This is a genomic window from Prochlorococcus sp. MIT 1223 (assembly GCF_034092465.1).
GTDB lineage: Bacteria > Cyanobacteriota > Cyanobacteriia > PCC-6307 > Cyanobiaceae > AG-402-N21.
In genome coordinates this window covers 150,971-168,325 of sequence record NZ_CP139303.1, presented here as the reverse complement: position 1 = coordinate 168,325, position 17,355 = coordinate 150,971, and the positions used below count along the sequence as shown (strand labels likewise).

26 protein-coding genes are annotated in these 17,355 nt (G+C 32.6%); 16 read left to right on the top strand and 10 right to left on the bottom strand.

Translation table 11 applies throughout. From position 1 onward, the window contains the following. Positions 1-78 precede the first annotated feature (78 nt). Positions 79-333, top strand: a complete 255-nt coding sequence (locus SOI85_RS00880) for a DUF6439 family protein (protein WP_320664349.1) — start codon at positions 79-81, stop codon at positions 331-333. Between the two features lie 6 nt (positions 334-339). Here SOI85_RS00880 and SOI85_RS00875 read toward each other — a convergent pair whose 3' ends face one another. After that, complete coding sequence (locus SOI85_RS00875; RefSeq protein WP_320664348.1) at positions 340-771, bottom strand: ATP-binding protein; 432 nt, start codon at positions 769-771, stop codon at positions 340-342. Between the two features lie 90 nt (positions 772-861). After that, on the bottom strand, positions 862-1,578 hold the full coding sequence (locus SOI85_RS00870; protein WP_320664347.1) for a GUN4 domain-containing protein: 717 nt from the start codon (positions 1,576-1,578) through the stop codon (positions 862-864). A gap of 3 nt (positions 1,579-1,581) precedes the next feature. Between SOI85_RS00870 and mnmH the strand changes: the two genes are divergently transcribed. The 4 genes from mnmH to SOI85_RS00850 all read left to right on the top strand — a co-directional run bounded on the left by mnmH (position 1,582) and on the right by SOI85_RS00850 (position 4,511). Beyond that, entirely contained in the window at positions 1,582-2,682 is a 1,101-nt protein-coding gene (mnmH, locus tag SOI85_RS00865) for a tRNA 2-selenouridine(34) synthase MnmH (protein ID WP_320664346.1), read from the top strand. Positions 2,683-2,741: 59 nt separating this feature from the next. Further along, positions 2,742-3,107, top strand: coding sequence for a photosystem II reaction center protein Psb28 (psb28, locus tag SOI85_RS00860; RefSeq protein ID WP_320664345.1), 366 nt, complete (start codon positions 2,742-2,744; stop codon positions 3,105-3,107). After that, positions 3,107-4,183 carry an AI-2E family transporter gene (locus tag SOI85_RS00855; protein ID WP_320664344.1) on the top strand — a complete coding sequence of 359 codons (1,077 nt, stop codon included), beginning with the start codon at positions 3,107-3,109 and terminating at the stop codon, positions 4,181-4,183. Before psb28 ends, SOI85_RS00855 begins: the two co-directional genes overlap by 1 nt. A 142-nt stretch (positions 4,184-4,325) precedes the next feature. Continuing rightward, positions 4,326-4,511, top strand: coding sequence for a hypothetical protein (locus SOI85_RS00850; protein ID WP_320664343.1), 186 nt, complete (start codon positions 4,326-4,328; stop codon positions 4,509-4,511). 20 nt (positions 4,512-4,531) lie between these two features. On the opposite strand, the gene SOI85_RS00845 is transcribed toward SOI85_RS00850, so the two are convergent. Then, entirely contained in the window at positions 4,532-4,735 is a 204-nt protein-coding gene (locus tag SOI85_RS00845) for a hypothetical protein (protein ID WP_320664342.1), read from the bottom strand. Positions 4,736-5,061: 326 nt separating this feature from the next. Here SOI85_RS00845 and SOI85_RS00840 point away from each other — a divergent pair, with 326 nt between their 5' ends. Both SOI85_RS00840 and SOI85_RS00835 read left to right on the top strand, forming a co-directional pair. Beyond that, complete coding sequence (locus SOI85_RS00840; RefSeq protein ID WP_320664341.1) at positions 5,062-5,415, top strand: DUF1499 domain-containing protein; 354 nt, start codon at positions 5,062-5,064, stop codon at positions 5,413-5,415. 47 nt (positions 5,416-5,462) lie between these two features. Beyond that, positions 5,463-5,780 carry a hypothetical protein gene (locus tag SOI85_RS00835; RefSeq protein ID WP_320664340.1) on the top strand — a complete coding sequence of 106 codons (318 nt, stop codon included), beginning with the start codon at positions 5,463-5,465 and terminating at the stop codon, positions 5,778-5,780. 233 nt (positions 5,781-6,013) lie between these two features. Here the strand turns inward: SOI85_RS00835 and SOI85_RS00830 are convergent, their stop codons facing one another. The 3 genes from SOI85_RS00830 to SOI85_RS00820 all read right to left on the bottom strand — a co-directional run bounded on the left by SOI85_RS00830 (position 6,014) and on the right by SOI85_RS00820 (position 7,399). Beyond that, positions 6,014-6,199 (bottom strand): hypothetical protein, encoded by a 186-nt coding sequence (locus SOI85_RS00830; RefSeq protein ID WP_320664339.1) that lies wholly within the window; start codon positions 6,197-6,199, stop codon positions 6,014-6,016. Between the two features lie 211 nt (positions 6,200-6,410). Beyond that, entirely contained in the window at positions 6,411-6,596 is a 186-nt protein-coding gene (locus SOI85_RS00825) for a hypothetical protein (RefSeq protein WP_320664338.1), read from the bottom strand. 665 nt (positions 6,597-7,261) lie between these two features. Next, positions 7,262-7,399, bottom strand: a complete 138-nt coding sequence (locus SOI85_RS00820; RefSeq protein WP_320664337.1) for a hypothetical protein — start codon at positions 7,397-7,399, stop codon at positions 7,262-7,264. Positions 7,400-7,588: 189 nt separating this feature from the next. Between SOI85_RS00820 and SOI85_RS09720 the strand changes: the two genes are divergently transcribed. Then, positions 7,589-8,227 carry a rhomboid family intramembrane serine protease gene (locus tag SOI85_RS09720; RefSeq protein ID WP_414477794.1) on the top strand — a complete coding sequence of 213 codons (639 nt, stop codon included), beginning with the start codon at positions 7,589-7,591 and terminating at the stop codon, positions 8,225-8,227. A 27-nt stretch (positions 8,228-8,254) separates the two neighbouring features. Here the strand turns inward: SOI85_RS09720 and SOI85_RS00815 are convergent, their stop codons facing one another. Continuing rightward, on the bottom strand, positions 8,255-8,563 hold the full coding sequence (locus tag SOI85_RS00815; RefSeq protein WP_320664336.1) for a hypothetical protein: 309 nt from the start codon (positions 8,561-8,563) through the stop codon (positions 8,255-8,257). Positions 8,564-8,779: 216 nt separating this feature from the next. Between SOI85_RS00815 and SOI85_RS00810 the strand changes: the two genes are divergently transcribed. After that, on the top strand, positions 8,780-8,971 hold the full coding sequence (locus SOI85_RS00810; RefSeq protein ID WP_320664335.1) for a hypothetical protein: 192 nt from the start codon (positions 8,780-8,782) through the stop codon (positions 8,969-8,971). Between the two features lie 108 nt (positions 8,972-9,079). On the opposite strand, the gene SOI85_RS00805 is transcribed toward SOI85_RS00810, so the two are convergent. After that, entirely contained in the window at positions 9,080-9,322 is a 243-nt protein-coding gene (locus SOI85_RS00805; protein WP_320664334.1) for a DUF3104 domain-containing protein, read from the bottom strand. 174 nt (positions 9,323-9,496) lie between these two features. Between SOI85_RS00805 and SOI85_RS00800 the strand changes: the two genes are divergently transcribed. Both SOI85_RS00800 and SOI85_RS00795 read left to right on the top strand, forming a co-directional pair. Continuing rightward, a complete protein-coding gene (locus SOI85_RS00800) occupies positions 9,497-9,661 on the top strand; it encodes a hypothetical protein (protein WP_320664333.1) in 165 nt (54 codons plus the stop codon). 246 nt (positions 9,662-9,907) lie between these two features. Continuing rightward, entirely contained in the window at positions 9,908-10,246 is a 339-nt protein-coding gene (locus tag SOI85_RS00795; RefSeq protein ID WP_320664332.1) for a hypothetical protein, read from the top strand. Between the two features lie 233 nt (positions 10,247-10,479). Here the strand turns inward: SOI85_RS00795 and SOI85_RS00790 are convergent, their stop codons facing one another. After that, on the bottom strand, positions 10,480-11,004 hold the full coding sequence (locus SOI85_RS00790) for a hypothetical protein (RefSeq protein WP_320664331.1): 525 nt from the start codon (positions 11,002-11,004) through the stop codon (positions 10,480-10,482). Positions 11,005-12,080: 1,076 nt separating this feature from the next. Here SOI85_RS00790 and SOI85_RS00785 point away from each other — a divergent pair. After that, complete coding sequence (locus tag SOI85_RS00785; RefSeq protein WP_320664330.1) at positions 12,081-12,329, top strand: hypothetical protein; 249 nt, start codon at positions 12,081-12,083, stop codon at positions 12,327-12,329. A gap of 661 nt (positions 12,330-12,990) precedes the next feature. Here the strand turns inward: SOI85_RS00785 and SOI85_RS00780 are convergent. Next, positions 12,991-13,308: a hypothetical protein gene (locus tag SOI85_RS00780; protein WP_320664329.1), complete on the bottom strand. Its 318-nt coding sequence runs from the start codon at positions 13,306-13,308 to the stop codon at positions 12,991-12,993. 171 nt (positions 13,309-13,479) lie between these two features. Between SOI85_RS00780 and pepN the strand changes: the two genes are divergently transcribed. The 4 genes from pepN to SOI85_RS00760 all read left to right on the top strand — a co-directional run bounded on the left by pepN (position 13,480) and on the right by SOI85_RS00760 (position 17,339). Further along, positions 13,480-16,098: an aminopeptidase N gene (pepN, locus tag SOI85_RS00775; protein WP_320664328.1), complete on the top strand. Its 2,619-nt coding sequence runs from the start codon at positions 13,480-13,482 to the stop codon at positions 16,096-16,098. 181 nt (positions 16,099-16,279) lie between these two features. Then, positions 16,280-16,483, top strand: a complete 204-nt coding sequence (locus SOI85_RS00770; RefSeq protein WP_320664327.1) for a hypothetical protein — start codon at positions 16,280-16,282, stop codon at positions 16,481-16,483. A 167-nt stretch (positions 16,484-16,650) separates the two neighbouring features. Continuing rightward, complete coding sequence (locus SOI85_RS00765) at positions 16,651-16,905, top strand: hypothetical protein (protein ID WP_320664326.1); 255 nt, start codon at positions 16,651-16,653, stop codon at positions 16,903-16,905. Between the two features lie 287 nt (positions 16,906-17,192). Beyond that, a complete protein-coding gene (locus SOI85_RS00760; RefSeq protein ID WP_320664325.1) occupies positions 17,193-17,339 on the top strand; it encodes a hypothetical protein in 147 nt (48 codons plus the stop codon). Positions 17,340-17,355 lie beyond the last annotated feature (16 nt).

The following is a 17,355-nucleotide window of genomic DNA, read 5'->3' as shown; positions in this document are numbered from 1 at the left end:
ATAATTTTTAATTAATCCTTTTAAAGCTTTTAAAGGATTAATTAATTACCAATACAAAAAAATCACTATATAGATTCCATGAAATCAAATTCGAATAAATGGAGCAATCAAACAAAAGAATTATTGAAAGGGCTTCATAAGGACATTTCTATTAATAACAGAGATTGGCATGTGCAAAAATCTGATCACGAAAAAAGGGCCGCTGAGCTTTTGGTTGCTGCACTATCACAATTAATCAATGAAGGAGAAAAAGAGGATATTAAAGAGCTTATAAGCCAATCTTTGAAATGGTTAAATCATGAGATAAAGGATCCTGGATGTCCTAATCATTAAACGAAGTTATCGACGACAAGCAATTTGTAATCTATTTCCTTTAGCACTCCACCTGACATCATCAAAGCATTCATGAATCAGGAATAATCCTCTACCACTTTCAGCGTCTACTTGCGCTGGTAAGGAACTGATTCTTGAGTAAGAAGGTAAACCTTCCCCTTGATCCTGGATTTGCAAAATAAACCAGTTTGGGGTCATAATTCTCCTTACTCGCAACATTTTAGTTGGATCGCATGAATTTCCATGCCTAACTGCATTTACAAGCGCCTCATGTAATCCAAGCTCAATACGGTTTAATTCCTGAGGGTCTCTTAAAGGTTCTAAAAGGAGCTTTATAAATGGAGATAACTGGAGTGTTGATGGCGATGTGAATTGAACCCAGCTAAAAGTAGGTTTATCTAATAGATATAAAATTTTCAGAGAAAAGGTCTTGAGCATAAATGAGCTAATTAAGGCTCATAGAGAAAAAATAGAACCATTACCGAAATAAATAATGAATAAAAAGTGCTTGTTTTCAAAAGATCGACTTTAGACACGAGATTTAATACCCTGATGACTCAATAAAGAATCAATTAATCTAACCCCACGAAGTTGATTAACCAATGGCATATGACCATCAGGAGCCGCTAGGGACCAATCAAATGAACCAGGATACCTTGTCCAAACTCCATTTTTTTTCCATCCGATCTTAGGCCAGAGCATTTCATATCTACCCCCAAGAGAATCTAAAAGTGACGCCTGTACAGAAAAGCCAAACTTAGCTTGAGAATAAGCAACCCAGAGCCTGTCAATAGTGATTAGATCATCTGAAGGAATATTTGATACTTCACTAAAGTAAACATATCCTCGTTTTACAGCGGCTTCCCCAGCTAATTCCCTTAACGATGAGCTTGTAATTCTGTCTGCCTCTTCAAAATTTTCTTTAAGAAGGCATTCCTGAAGCGGTCCATAATTAATTGCCACAGATGATTTTAATTTAAACCAGCCATCAGGCTTATTTGTAAGTACCTTGGCAAGGATATCGGGATTATTTCGATTGAGTAATTGCAGGATAAATCCTGCAGAATAATCATCTCCCTCTGGATCAAAATTATTTAAGCCTGCCGAATCCAGATCGATCAGCTCGTCTACTCTCTTTTCAAGAGAAGATAAAAGAGTTTTCCTCTTCCTAGTAGTGCTACTAGAAATCTGATCAAGCAACTCTTTAATGCTTAAATTATTTGAATGGGATTTTTCAGAAGCCATAAGTTGAAAGCATCCTCTGTTTACCAGAGCTTGATCAAGATATCAGGGGCAAGAAGAGTTCCTAGTCTATCTTTTGAAAAATTTCGAAAGGTAAGTGGTCCAATTATAGATATAAGAAGCCCTAAAGAATACGAAAAAGGCCATTGGCCAGATTCTAAAAATATCCCTTTATTCAGTGATGAGGAAAGAAAGCTTATTGGGATTACATATAAAAAAGTGGGCCAACAGGAGGCTTTCATTAAAGGTATTGAGTTCGTAAGGCCCAAACTTCAATCAATTAAAGAAGAGCTAAGTGAGGTGTTCTCAAAAGAAAAATCAGAGAATAGCTTTAATAATAATTTAAAACTCCGTATTTATTGTTGGAGAGGTGGGATGAGATCAAAGAGTGTTGTATGGCTAGCCAATCAACTCGGTATAAATTCAGTTCAATTACAAGGTGGATACAAATCCTATAGGAGTTGGGTTCTTAATCAGTTTAAAAAAGAATGGCCTCTTCATTTAATAGGAGGTAGAACGGGCACTGGTAAAACAAAACTCCTTTTATCTTTATCCGAAAAAGATATCTTCACAATTGATTTAGAGGGTTTAGCTAATCACAGAGGCAGTAGCTTTGGAGGACTTGGGTACCCTCCTCAACCAAGTACAGAGCAATATGAAAATTTATTAGCAGAATTGCTAGATAAAAGTACTAAAACTAGTAGTAAAGCAATTTGGGTTGAAGATGAAGGCCCGAATTTAGGAAAATGTCGAATACCTAAGGGAATAACTGATCAGATGAAATCCTCTCCTGTTCTTGAAATTATTAAAACTCAAGAAGAAAGGGTAATAGAACTTGTATATGTATACGGAAGTTACTCAGCGGATGAGCTTAAAGAAGCGACCTTAAGAATCAAGAAGCGCTTAGGGCCTCAGAGAACTCAAAAGGCATTAGAAGCAATTATGAAAAATGATTTGGGGGAAGCATGCAGAATTATGCTTGATTATTACGATAGGTGTTATGACTATCAATTAAGTAAAATTGAGAAAATTCAAAGTATTGATCTATCAGGTTTAGATATTGAAACCTCTGCAAAATTACTTCTCAAAAAAGGTCTTGTATATTGAAACCATGAATCCATATTCAACACAAGCTTCGATTATTTTTAAGTCATTAACTAAATCAAATGAAAAATAAGTTTGAACTTGCAACCATTAAGTTTACAAGTGATATCCAATTATCATCAAAACCAGAAATAAGGCTCCAACGGAACAGAGATGGTAAAAGTGGTAAGGCACATTTTCTATTTAAATACGAAGGTGAACTTCAGTTAAGTAAAAGCAGTAAAACAAGTGAAATGATTATGAAGGACCCCGAAGGCGAAATCACTAGTAGAGAAATAAAACTCTACGAGAATAATGATAAAAACAAATTTATAGAATTTACTTACAGGTGGAAGACAATTGATGAATTCCAGCGATTTATAAGATTTGCTAACAAATATTCAAGAGAAAAACACAATCCCGATACCATTAATATGGAGGATAGATAATGAAAATATCAAATCTAATTTCATTAACATTCATAATAATAGCGATCATCCTATTTTGGAGTCTTAAAGAGATAGTAATACAGATTTTTGCGAGCATCATACTTGCCATGGCTCTTTGTTCTCTAACAGGAAAAATTGAAAAATTATTATCAATACCAAGATTCCTAGCACTAACAATTACAATTACAAGTCTTATATTACTGTTAATTATATTTATATTAATTGTTGTCCCTCAATTCACTAATGAGTTCCAACAACTAATAACAGATCTACCATCAGCGGCAAGAGAAATTTGGGAATTACTTCAGAGTTTAGTAAGGGAATTTTCTACAATTATATATGGCAGTAACATTGATCCTAAGCTAGAGAAGGGTATACTTGAAAAAGTTATATTTTCAATGCCTGATAGCGCTACACTTGCAAATGGTGTTACTGACAGCTTGAGTAAGATCGTAGGACTAGCAAGTAATTTAGGAGTAGGAATAATACAGCTATTATTTATACTATCAGTAAGCTTAATGATTACAGTACAACCAAATTCATATAGAGAGGTATTCATATTATTAATACCTTCTTTTTACAGAAGGCGCGCAAGATCAATATTAATAATGTGTGGAAGTGCCTTAACTAATTGGATGTTTGGAGTTTTGATTAGTTCAAGTTTTGTAGCCTTATTAGCTGCTATTGGATTATATATTCTAGGAATAAAACTAGTTTTTGCAAATGCTATTATTGCTGGATTACTTAATGTTATCCCAAACGTAGGACCAACAATTAGTACTATTTTTCCAATGTCAATCGCTTTCTTAGACTCTCCATGGAAGTCCGTAGCTGTACTTGGAATGTATATCATAATTCAAAATATCGAAAGCTATTTAATTACTCCTTCAATTATGCAAAAACAAGTTAAGCTTCTTCCGGGCTTAGCTCTTACTTCACAATTTATTTTTGCAATTATATTTGGCCCCATCGGCTTAATCTTAGCTTTACCACTTTCAGTAGTACTACAAGTTTTAATCAAAGAGATACTTATAGAAGATATATTAGAGAGCAAGAGCAGTTACAAATTAACTTAAAGCGATATTCTATTATTTAAATTTAAGTTAATGATTGTTGTTGTTAAGAAGAAAAGACAAGCTGAATATTTAATTTGAGTATTCAAACGCATGCAAAAAATCCAATTCTAGGCTTTCATCTGTATATCTTCGCTCTAGAAAAATGCTCAATATGCTATTCAGAGGACTGCTGGAGGCCTCAAGCAACTACTATGGCGATGCAATAGGTCTTGCTCCTATTGGCCTTTCAGCAACAAAAAAGAAGCAAAGTCCACAAATCAACCAATACTGGATCAATGATTGCAAAGAGCATCCCACACGAATAGCTTGCTTAAATTACGAGTCGTAGATGATCATCCTTAAAGTTTACTAATCATCAAATTCTGGCTTTGGTTTCTTCTTGATCTTGCCAGCCAGCAATTGATATAAGGCATCTAAAGAATTATGGATCTCCTTAAGTTCTGTCAATTCAGGGATTAATCCATCTTCATTTAGCATCTGATCTAAATCTCTTAGCTCTTGGCGGATATAACGCAAATGAGAGCTAACTTCTTCTCTCTTACTAGTTGACATTAAATCAAGTATTCGGGAATTAAACCCTTCAAATTCAGATAATACGCCGATTTAAGCAAACATACTTAAAACGTTATTATCTTAGTTGGCTTTATTGCCTTAAAAACTAAGGCTATAAAGAAAACCCCATTCTTGCTAAGAGAAGAGATTGTATTGAAGGTTATTTATTACTTTACTGCATTAAGAACCCCTTATTAAGGCTTACCCCCAAAAGCCAATCTTAATAAAAATATTCTGGATGATATTTATGGAAAGAAAAAGGAATAGAGAACATAGTGATATTTTAAAAAGTTTCTGTAGTAATATTAATTAAAGCTATTTGAAAGATGCTTAAAAAATCAGATCATAAACTCGCTAAATGTGTGATTGAAACAAATTGTTTTTTTGATGAATGGAAATTCAAGGATATTAATAAAGCATTTAACGAATTAGTTAAAATATCGTTATCTATTCCTAGAACAACCGTAGTCGAAGAAACCAATAATTATTGGCATGGCATCTGTAGAAGCTTAATTTTTAGATTTCCGGATGACCTGGAAATCCTAAAGTCAACAGAGCTTTCTCTAATTCAAGTAAAATCATCATCTAGATATGGGGCCTCTGATTTAGGGGTAAATAGAAGAAGAATAAACGGCTTATACAAGGAATTAATGAAGAAGAATGTAAATAACAAACTATAAATAACCTCCGGAGGCAGAATAGTTGTGAAATAAATCCATAAGATTGTATGACTATCTCAAGAAAAGATGATAGAAACCTAAAAGTAGGTAATTTAATATTAGCGATTTGGCTTGCTACGGTACCCACTGCAATAACTTATGGAGCATTAAGCCTGCACGGAATAAATATATGTAATTCCCTAACTAATAAGCTTGAAATAGAAAGCAAATCACAAGTAAAAGAACTTTGCAATAAAGCCTCCTGGGATACTACAAAAAGTTATATCATTCTTATAGGGTTCTTTATAACACTCCCGACATGGCTATGGTTCTACCTCTCTGTTAAAAAGAAAAAGACCAGCACAATAAAAGAAGCAAAAGACTAGTCAATACAACGAAATATTAAAAAAAAAGACTTCTTCTTCTATTGAACCAAGGAAAGAGATCCCTCGGGCTTAAGATTTTCTTTATATTCTTATCCAAGCAATTAACCGTGAGCACTTCTCTCCTTGCGGCAACGGCCGCAGTTGGCTTAATAATCGTAGCAACTCCTGCTTTAGTTCTTACATTAATAAACTAAATATTTATTATTTATTAGACATGATAATAATTCCTAGAGTCATTCACTCCTTAATTCATTTAATCTATTACTTATAGAAATAAACTCATACGGATACTCAGATTCCTTGATATTACAAGTAATAGGCTTATGATTACTAGTGCTAAATTGATTCTCTTTTATATATTCATCTGGGCTTTGTGCTTGACTAAGTAATAAGTCCTTAAGAAGTAAAAAGAATAACACAATCAGATTCTCATATAACTGAATAAAGAGAGAGAGGATTTTTCTTAAGATCTTTTTTACGCTATCGGTATAAGAGTCATTAATATGGATAACAAGCCAAGCCCATAACAATAAGGATATAATCATGTCGAATAATACTTTTACCATTTGAAAATCAAAAGAAATAGTTTATGCAGTACATTTAATAATGAAAAGATAGAAAGCATCCCATCTATTTTAAATCATTTAAATACTCAATGACTAATATTTCGATTTCTTTTTCCGAGGCTGATAACCATTCTCCATATTCATTTGTTAATGCTCTAATGTCAGCCTCCTGAAGCAATGAGATCCTATCCAGAGCATTATAAATTGCGAATTCTATGCTTGTCTCAACATTAGTTGATTTAGTATCCATACTAATAATTGTTCCTAGACATATATAGGTTCATCGGTCTGAACGAATTATGCAATAAGAATGAGTAATATAACTTGTCAAATATTAAATAAAGTAACTATTCAATGCAATAAGAAAAAGAAGCAAGCATAAATATAAGAAAATTCAAATTAATAAAAATTCGAAAAATATTATTCCTATGTTTAGCGCATCTGGTATCACTTTTAAAATTAATTTAAATATAAATAAAATAGATAAAATTACATATATACATAGATATATTCAATCTATAAAAAGCTTTTCTAGCTTTCATTTTGCATAATTATTCTCATAAAAGGTTAATCGCTGTCAACTTAAGAAATGATTCCTGAAAAAATGTATTGCTAATGTATAAAATATACCCAATTGATATAGCAGACAAAATAGAAGCAATTAAAAAGGCCAAGGTAAATGCTCTTCTATAGCTTTTTTCCTCATTACTTCTCTGTACTATGTTGATCAACGCCCTTCTAGACCCTTTTGATATTGTCATGTTAAAAAACGCTTCTAATTAATTTCTAGCTTTAAATCAAGAAAAGGGGTTTAAGTATAATTACGTAAAAACAAGTCTCATATCAAGATAATCTGATATTTATGAGGCAAATAAGACAAAATGGATTAATACTGGAATTATAGGCTGCTGATATTCAGGCTGGTTTAACCTTCGCTTCTGCTATCTCACCTTCTTCTAAAGCGTAAATAACTGCTTTTGCCAATGATTTATTTCCCTTTGCATTAGAAGAATGCAATGCTTCTTTAAGGGTATTTTTTATTTTATTATCCATACAATGGATAAAGGAGTTCAACAAATTATATATCTATCTTCAGGAATAAAGAAAAGTACGGTTATCGCCATAGAAGTCCTCTTATATATTATTAATAAAGTGAATTAACTAAACACATGAAAATACTATTATTTTACAATCCTAGGAACTATAAATACAAGGTAAAATTAACTAGTATAAAAATTCCTCATGCGATTAATTAATGGTAATATTAATAAAATGAGTTTTTTCAATCAGAGGTTTGTTAGAAGCATTAAGACTATTGATTTCCAATTTATCATAATCTCTATTCTTATTTTTTTTGTATTTATTGTAGAAAATGCATTTACAACAATAGACAAGATAAATTTTGCATACATACCCTCAATAATCATTAATCAGCCATATAGGATAATAACAACACACTTTATACATCATGACTTAGCACATTTAACTGCCAATATCTTCGGAATAATTATCGCTCGTTACTTTTTGATTGCAATAAAGATAAATGATAATTTAATCCTACTAAAATTATTTTTATTAATAGCTCCGACTCAAGTCTTAATTAATTGGTTTATTGATAGCTACATACTATTAAAGTTAAATTATATAGGGTATGGCTTTAGTGGTATTATCTATGGAGTCAATGCATTTATACTTCTAAGTGCATTATTTGGGAAAGAAAAGTTTCTCAATTATAGGATTTCTCTTAGGAAGAATAATTCAATAAGTAGATCAATATTTTTTATATCTATAATCAGTTTTATATATTCTCTAACACCTGGGGTCGGCTTAACTGCTCACTTATCTGGTTTTATTGCCGGTTCTATAATATTCGTTCTCTAATAAAGGCTATTGGACGAAAATGTCTTCCTAAGATGTAGTTTTGATCCTAGACTTTAGTAAGTTAATAATACTTGAGAGATTCCATCCTGACCTATCAACAACAATCTCCTGATCATTATTACTTGCTGATAACACATTCCAATCTGCCTCTTCTAAAGCTGAGAATAGATAAATAAATGAAATTATAAATAACATAATTACTTTATTTTCATCTGGTATTAATTGATTTTCTTTGACTGCACGATTTTTTGGTTTATCGAGAAAATTTACGATATTATTAGAAACTTCCTTATAGTAAGAAGCTTTATGGCTTATTAATTTTTGGGTGTTCCCCATCAATATCTAAAAATTCTATTTATCAATCATGCAACAACAAATGAAAGAAACAAGTGTCTAATCCTAAAAAAAGTTCAAATGAACACTATTTCTCTCGTTTTGTTATAAACCCATAGCAACTAGTAATAAATTTTTGAGTGAATTTATTCTTTTTCGCGTGTATAAGGCTATGCAATTCAGAATTGTAAGGTAAGTTGAAATATATTCAATTTATAAATGAACAGAATTACACGTATTGAACAATCTATGGCTGAAAGCCTTGTGAATGTCCTAAAACGTGCATCTGAACTAAAAGGTAAAGATCAATTAGCTTTAGCCAAAGAATATAAAGAGTGGCTTGAGGGCCCTCCTTTTGATGAAGAGATATTGGTAATCGATGAATTTACCTTTGATAATTGCAATTTCTAAAAATAAAATATTTTCAATCTATCTGATCAAGTAAAAGTATCCCCTGTTAATAAATACCTTTTAAATTACCCTTTCTACAAACTTCTAAATTGTCTATCTTCCTTAGAACTATGGTTTTCTAAGAATTTTCATCGCAAGGTCAGCATTAATATAAGCGATCTGCCCGGTATCAATGTTAGCGACTTGAAAGATCGTATTGACTGAGGAATTTCTTGAGCCACCCACTACATGAATCACTTGGGCTATCCAGTATTCAGTTCCTTCTCCTTCTGAACGAGATAATTCACCTTGAATAACAATGTAATCTCCTTTTCTTACATGAAGAAACTCAGGATAAGGACAAGACTCCAACGCAAACCTCTCGCGATAGTATTAGTGTACTAGCAAGTCTTATCAGTATTCTCGATTGTTTGCCTTGAGCCAGAGAGATTAGGTCAAATTCTTTACTTTTAATTAGGCTTTCATCCATTTATAAGGCTTGCTTATTTCTGATTATGGCGCATATTTCGATAAAGGATTTAATCCATGACTCAAAGATCTACTTCATTTAATACTTTATCCGACAAATCCTGCTCAAACAGGGAGCAAGTGATCCACGAAAAAAAATATGAGGAGAGAATTAATCTAAATGCCTCAACAATTATAGAAGGTCTACTAGATTCAATTAATAGTGATTTAGATGACAATTAAGTCTTTATAGGAATCTTAATTGAACTATAATATATTAATTAAAGATCTTATTATATAAATCACATAATTATATAAAAGAATAGAAGAATTAAACTCACTTCTTATCTTTTGACAAGAGAAAGAACTTATAACTATAGAAAATTTTATAGAAACTTAAATTTGATATAAGACTTTAGTTAAATTAAGTACTTCCATTCTCTAGATATTAGAGGTATAAAAGGTTTATAAACTTAAAAGGATTCCCTTATGGCGTTAGGATTGAATGACTACAAGACAATGGCTCGTTCCGTTGAAACAGAATTACAAAAAATTAATTTTTTTGATGAGTGCATTAAAGCTTTTTTTCTAGATAGCAAGTTAACTGAATTCGAATCCGCTTTAAAATGCTTTTTTGAAAGTGAAGGTCTTAGTGATGAAGAATTAGATGCTCTCGAAAATATAGAGTGGAGAGATTTGTCAGACAAGTTTAAGTTAATTGCCTTCCAAAAATGTATTATCGAAGGATCAGCATATAAAGAATTCGATACGAATAAAGACAATGTAACTAATATCTCTTGCGGTATTAACACCAGCAAGGCTGCATAGTTACTGGCTTTTTCGATAATAAATAGTAGGTTAACAACAAAAAAAGATTAAATAATTAACCATATAAATATACAAAAAATAATTATCTTTTTACTTTAAAGGTGTAAGGTATTAATTATGAAAGTGCAAGGTTAAGGTCATTTACATATATATCATGTTATTAATAGTCAGAGAAAGGATTTGCACCTTTCTCACCGCTTATACGGATCTGACTTCTTTACTAAACAGATAATTTATTTACTATCTGTTGTTGCTGCTTTTGCTGCTGCAGATTTCCTGGCTCGCCTGGCTGGTCTTGGTGTGGCCGCTTTAGCCATACGTTTAGCTACTGATGAAGCTGTTTTACTAGCCGATGTTTTTTTTGTTGTTGCTTTTTTTGCAGCTGACTTCTTAGCAGAAGAAGCTTTTTTTACAGTTTTTGCCTTTGCTGAGGAAGCTTTCTTTGCAGGAGCTTTTTTAACTGTCGTACCTTTTCGATTTCGGTGCGAAAGTATTAGAGTCCATTCTTCAGCACTGATATTTGCAGGCTTATTCCCATGAACCTCTGAGATTTTGGCTGCTTTCTCTATATCCTTAATTAGATTTTTCCAAGATGTCGCAAATCTCTTGTCTGACTGTGATTTAGCACCACTTTCGACAAGAGTTTCAACAACTCCTTGAGCCGTTACTTTCTTACGGCGACGATTAAAAATTTCCTTTTGAAGGTGAGCAATTAAGGCATCTGCCTTAGCGCTCAGCTTGATCGTTAGTTGAGACATTAATTAGAAGTTACCTATCACATATGTAGCATATTCTGCGCGTATCGACAAAATAGTAGTAGTCCTTGATTCCTGAATTAACTTACTTAATTTGATCCAAATCAACTCAGACAGACAGTTCTAATTAGCTATCAATAAGCCAACAAGGCTCTACTTGTAGGGTGTTATAGGGAAATAGATGCTACTTGTACGTAGATCAAAACAAAACGGTCTCTTCCCTATAAAGGTTTCATTTGCTGTTTGATTGAACAATGACAAAGGGAGTGCAAATATAAAATCAAAGTCTGAGTATTAGACGAGTAGTCAATCTATTTTCTACTAAGTCATAGACTGAGTTTAAAGATCTGCCCTGCTTCCATATTGGGGATATGTAATTAAAGGTTTTTTGTCAAAATGCCTATATTTTCACAGTCAACCTGAATTGGACAGCCTCCTCATACTTAAGGGTGTCGAGATAGGCGTAGATATTTCCCTATGTAAATAGTTGAAGAAACGAAATGAGCAATAATTCAGGCGCTATCTACAGAAAAGTTCCCTATTGCGAGTAAGGAATGGCAATTAGACATTCCTTAGCTCGAGCGGATTCATTATATGAAACTGCCTTCGAGGCTAAGGGTTAAGATTCGACTAACACTTGGAGCTGTCTCCCTTACAAGAAAACAGGAATAGGAAAAACATGAAATTTTAATCTATATACGTCTATAGCAAATAGAACATATTGATTTTCACCACTGAGACAGTCGTAGTTAGACGGGCTAGAGCTAAAGATGTTTAGTTCACAATGCACTATTTCTGCTCTTCATATCCATCAACTGAAAGACTGACAGTGTATTTATGATCCCGAGCATTAAATTGATAAGCCCTAATCAAAAACAAAAGTTGATTTATGGATTCTTTATATAGCAACGGTATATACGCTTCATCAAGCCTGAAGATGATGTCAACGGAGATATGCTTTAAAAATGAGACTATAAGGCTCTAGCTAGATCTATTTTAATAGTACGCTTGCACTGATCTCAAGATTTCCAGCGAAAAGCTGATTAATCCACTAATTTGTTTAAAACGTATTAATGAGAATGATTCTGCTCGAAATCACTAATTCATCTGAAGTAGTAAAAGCTAAAGCAGGTAAAATTTTAGAAAAAATGACTCCAGATAAAATTGATAGAAAATTAGTTGAAAGACAAGTTCTTCAAAATATGCTGGAACAACTTAAAGCAGAGGGCCTTAAAGGAGAAATCTCAACCGTCAAAGGGCTAGAGATCCGAGACAATAATCTGATAACAAAAAATGGCTTTACGATAAAAGAAACCAAGAAATTCTGACGGTATTCACCGCAATCCCAACTAACTCTAACCAGTTCTTGTAAGCACCTCTAATCTTCCATCATGGAGATAATGAAAGTAACTGCTCAAGGACAAGAGGGGCGTGACAACTCAAGCAAATGGATACAGTTATCCACAGTAGCTATTAATAAGTCTCCAAGAGTACGTACTGTCGTTCTACACTGAAGAGAGTGCCTTGGATGAATTGAAATACTTTCAGACACAAGAAGTGAAAAAAAGATATCTGATTTAAAAAGGTGATCAAGAGTTGAAATTTGCTGGTTACTTGCAAAAGCAAAGTCGCAATTTCGGTTCAGGGGAGAGGCAACGTCTAAAAGGAATCTAAAAGCTCAGTTGCACTGGATGGACCTAGTCCCAAAGGCAAAGCAATGTGGACTTGGCCTCAACCTCACAGACATACAATAAAACATAACTATTCAAGTTAGAAATTCCTAATGAAACAGACATGCCAGGAAATTTTGTGCTGATTAGCGTTGATATTGACTATGTGGAACAACTGTCCCTAAAAATTATCCTCACCATAGAACCAAGTGGAGTAAAGACAATGAATGGATTGAAGAAAGAATAAACCCCTAACAAAGCTAAGTGATATTAATAATCTGATAATAAAATTAAATACACTATGTATTAATTACGAAAGTTAAGAATTCCTTTGACAGCAGTATTCTTCTATTTTTCCATCTGGAAGGTATTTCGCATATCGGGGCTGGTCAACCCTTAATCCCTTCACATTATCTTTAAAACTCCACAACCATTTACCATCTGTAAAAGTAATCTCTCCTGCTTTAAAAGAAAGAGGCAACATTAACCTACGTTCGACGCTATCCAAAAGAACAAACGAACCCTTATCCAGATTTTCCAAGTCTTGAGCTAATGAATAGTCACCATTCTGGTTATTGCGAACAACCACAGCTATTTGCTTCCCTTCACAGTTAAATGTTGATGGGTATTGAATCATGAGAATAAGACTAAAAACAATAGAAATAAAGTTCATATATTAAGTATATTTATATCAAGAATTATAGCGTGGTTAATTCACGAGAAGAGAATTGACTCGAATGATTAATTGTAAAAGCACAAAGGTTGGCTTAAGATAATTTTTAGACACTATTAATAGGAATAAAAAGAAGTGAAGGGACCACAAACAAAAGTCAAATTAAGTGAATACACAAAGTATCCTGCTGAGATACCGAATATATATATCGATTTTATTATAAATGATAATGATGTAGACGTCATATCGTCAATGACGATAATACCTATAAATAATAAATCTAAAAAGCTAATTCTAAATGGGATAGATATAAAACTGAAAGGAATTAAAATCAATCAACAAGATTTAGATAAAGACAAATTTAAACTTCTTGATGGTAAGTTAATAATAAATGACATACCAGATCAGGAATTCAACCTAGAGATAAAAACTTCTATTAATCCTTTCCTGAACTCCTCGTTAGAAGGACTATATTCAAGCGAAAGAATAATAACTACCCAATGTGAAGCAGAGGGATTTAGGAGAATTTGTTTTCATCCTGATAGACCAGATGTTTTAAGTCGATATAAAGTTAGAATTGAAGCTGATATAAAAAAGTATCCAATTCTACTTTCTAATGGCAATAATATAAGTTCAAAGATTTTAACAATTAATTCATCTAGACATGAGGTTATCTGGGAGGATCCTTTTCCAAAACCATCATATCTCTTTGCCTTAGTCGCAGGAGACCTAAGAAGATCTAGTTCTGCGTATCAAACTCTTTCGGGACGGAATATAACTATCAATATCTACGTCGAAGAAGGAGATGAAGAATATACTCAACATGCTATAGATTCTTTGAAGAAGTCAATGAGGTGGGATGAAGAAGTTTATAATTTGGAGTATGATTTAAATACCTACAATATAGTTGCTATTCGCCATTTCAATATGGGTGCAATGGAAAATAAGAGTCTCAACATTTTTAATTCAAAACTAGTTCTTGCAGATTCTCGTATAACAACTGATGGTGAATTAGAAAGAATAGAAAGTGTAATTGGACATGAATATTTTCATAATTGGACTGGCAACAGAATCACCTGCAGAGATTGGTTCCAATTATCTCTTAAAGAGGGCCTGACAGTTTTTAGAGATCAATCATTTACCTCTTACTTACATTCTTCTACCGTAAAAAGAATAGAAGATGTATCACTTCTTAGAAGTACTCAGTTTAAAGAAGATTCAGGACCAACGTCACATCCTGTCAAACCTTCTGAATATATTTCTATTGATAATTTCTATACAACAACTATCTATGAGAAAGGCGCTGAAATAATTCGAATGCTACAAACATTGTTAGGCCAAGAATATTTCATGAAAGGGATGAGTGAATACATAAAAAGACATGATGGTTCAGCGGCAACAACAGAAGATTTTGTTTATGCAATTACTGAAGGTGCTTCGGATAGTGGATGCAATATAAATTTTAATGTGCCTCAGTTTATAAATTGGTATTATCAGTCGGGGACACCTAATATATCAATCAAAAGAGAATGGAATAGCAAAGAAGGAAGCTTATCTATAATTATCAAGCAAGGAATAAATACACAGAATCAAGGAGAAAAAGCAACTCCACTAGTTATCCCAATTCGCTTAGGAATAATAAATCAAGATAAAGAAGAGCTCAAAGAATTAACCTTAATTCTAGAGAAACAAGAACAAACATATAAATTTAATGATCTTCCCAAGAAAACTCAACCTCCACTTATCTCATTATTTCGAAATTTTTCTGCGCCAGTTAAATGGGAATCAGACTTATCATTAGAAGAGCTTTTTAAATTAGGCCAATGTGATAAGGATCTGTTCTCCAGATGGGATGCAGTTCAAGAAATAAGTAGGAGAGTTTTAATTTCAAGATCTTTAGGGGCTCCATGTAGTAAGACAGAAGGATGGCTTACAGATTTATATAGAGAAAATATATCCATGTTTAAAGAAACGAATAAGGAATTCCTAGCAGCAATTTTGACGGTTCCCAAAGTGGATGAACTTGAAATATTTCAGGAAGTTGTTGATCCAGTTAGATTATATCGATCTTATATTCACATGTTAAAACAAATAGGAGAAAACCTTTCAGATGAATTAAATAATTTACTTGAAAAACATCTTGAGTCAGCATCGAAAATATGGCCGGAAGGCAAAGCAGAAAGAAAATTAATGGAAATAATTTGGAGTTTTTTAGTACTCAATGAAAATCAAAGTATTCGAACAAGTTGCTTAGAATCTGTCAAAGGTAACTCAATGACGTTAACAAGGTCAGCACTTAATGCTCTATCTCCAATAGATTGCCTAGAAAGAGATGAAGCTTTAAATATATTTTATGAAAGATGGAAAGAAAACCCTGTGGTATTAGATACATGGTTTACCTTAAAAGCTTCTATACCACATAAAAACGCTTTAAAAACAGTTAAGGACTTGTTAGATCATCCCAAGTTTGATCGAATTGCTCCAAACTCACTAAGAGCTGTACTTGGTGGCTTTTCTAAAAATCTAGAATATTTTCATGCAGATGATGGTAGTGGATACATTTTCATAGCAGAACAAATTATAGAAGTGGACAAGAGGAATCCAATAACAGCCTCTAGACTTTTAAAAGTATTTAGTAAATGGAAAAGTCATATAGATACTAATAAGAGAAATATGTTAAAAGCGCTAGAAATTATAAATAGTCAAGAGTTATCTTCTAATACAAGGGAAGTAATAGAACTTATAATTAATTAAAAACCAAAAGCCAACTTAAGCAACGCTATTTCACTAGCACAATGAATATGATAACTATAAGACAAGCCTGTACTTAAGCTAATACCGATCTACTTAATTAGAGGTACTAATATAATAGAAAGTTTTAAGATATATCCTAGGAGTTAAGTGTAAGGTGAATTAACAAACGTTTACTTAGCAAATGATTTATTCTACTTTTGCACCAATACTTGCAACAGATCTAAATCTAAGTCCATTAGCAATTGGAGCAATTCTTTTTTCTGGGATAAGTTTTATAATAATGTTTGGCATTGCCTCAGCCAAGGGAGGCTTTCAAGAACTTGTTGACACAACTTTAAAAAATGACCAACTAGTCCGTAAAAGCAGGGAGTCGCAAGATAACTAAATTTATTGAATTAATTAATAATCCAGGGATTTTCTAATTAAATATCCGATATTTTCAAACCATATATTTCTACAAACAGGAATCAAGATGTTAAATTAAACAAAAAATATAAAAGCTGAACTATTGATATTATTAGTAGAATGAATATAATTAGATAAAATTCTTTAGTGAATAAACCAGGTCCAAGTAAATTCTCAGTTCAGGCTTTTGCTACTGACGATTTAATATGGGATAAGATACTAGAAACCCTAAGCCAAAAGGAAAGAGAAGAAGCCGATAAATCTGAATCCGAAATAAATGAGCCTTATATGGGTGGAAAGGAAATCATTGTAAGAAGAAAAGACAAAACAAATATTGCATTTGCATCTCTATCCGAAACCAATGATAACAATGATAAATGGGCGGTATATAGGGAAAAGTAAGTTACGAAGAAAATCATATCAAATACACAATGATGGCAAAACCAAACTATTGTTGGATGATTTGCGTATTCGGATTAATCAGACATATAACTATCATGATATTGATGAATTTTTACAGGGTCTAAACAGTAATTTTGTAAGCTATATAAGAAGTAATTTTATAAAAAGATCATTTAATTTTGATTAAGAATTCTATTGTGCTATACTATTGACATCTCAAAAGAGATGGCAAAAGATATTGGTAAGTCGTCCAATTCATCTAGCACACAAACAACTGAGGTTAATTAATGAACCAATCAAAATTGAATAAAGAGTATGCCAAGGTTATGCACAAGGCAAATAATGCTGTAGGAAGAAAAGAAGCAGTAAGCCTTTTGCACAGAGCCGATCGAATCAGAACGGAAATCTCTAAGAAATTAAGTCCTAAAGAATAGGATCCTTTGTAGATAA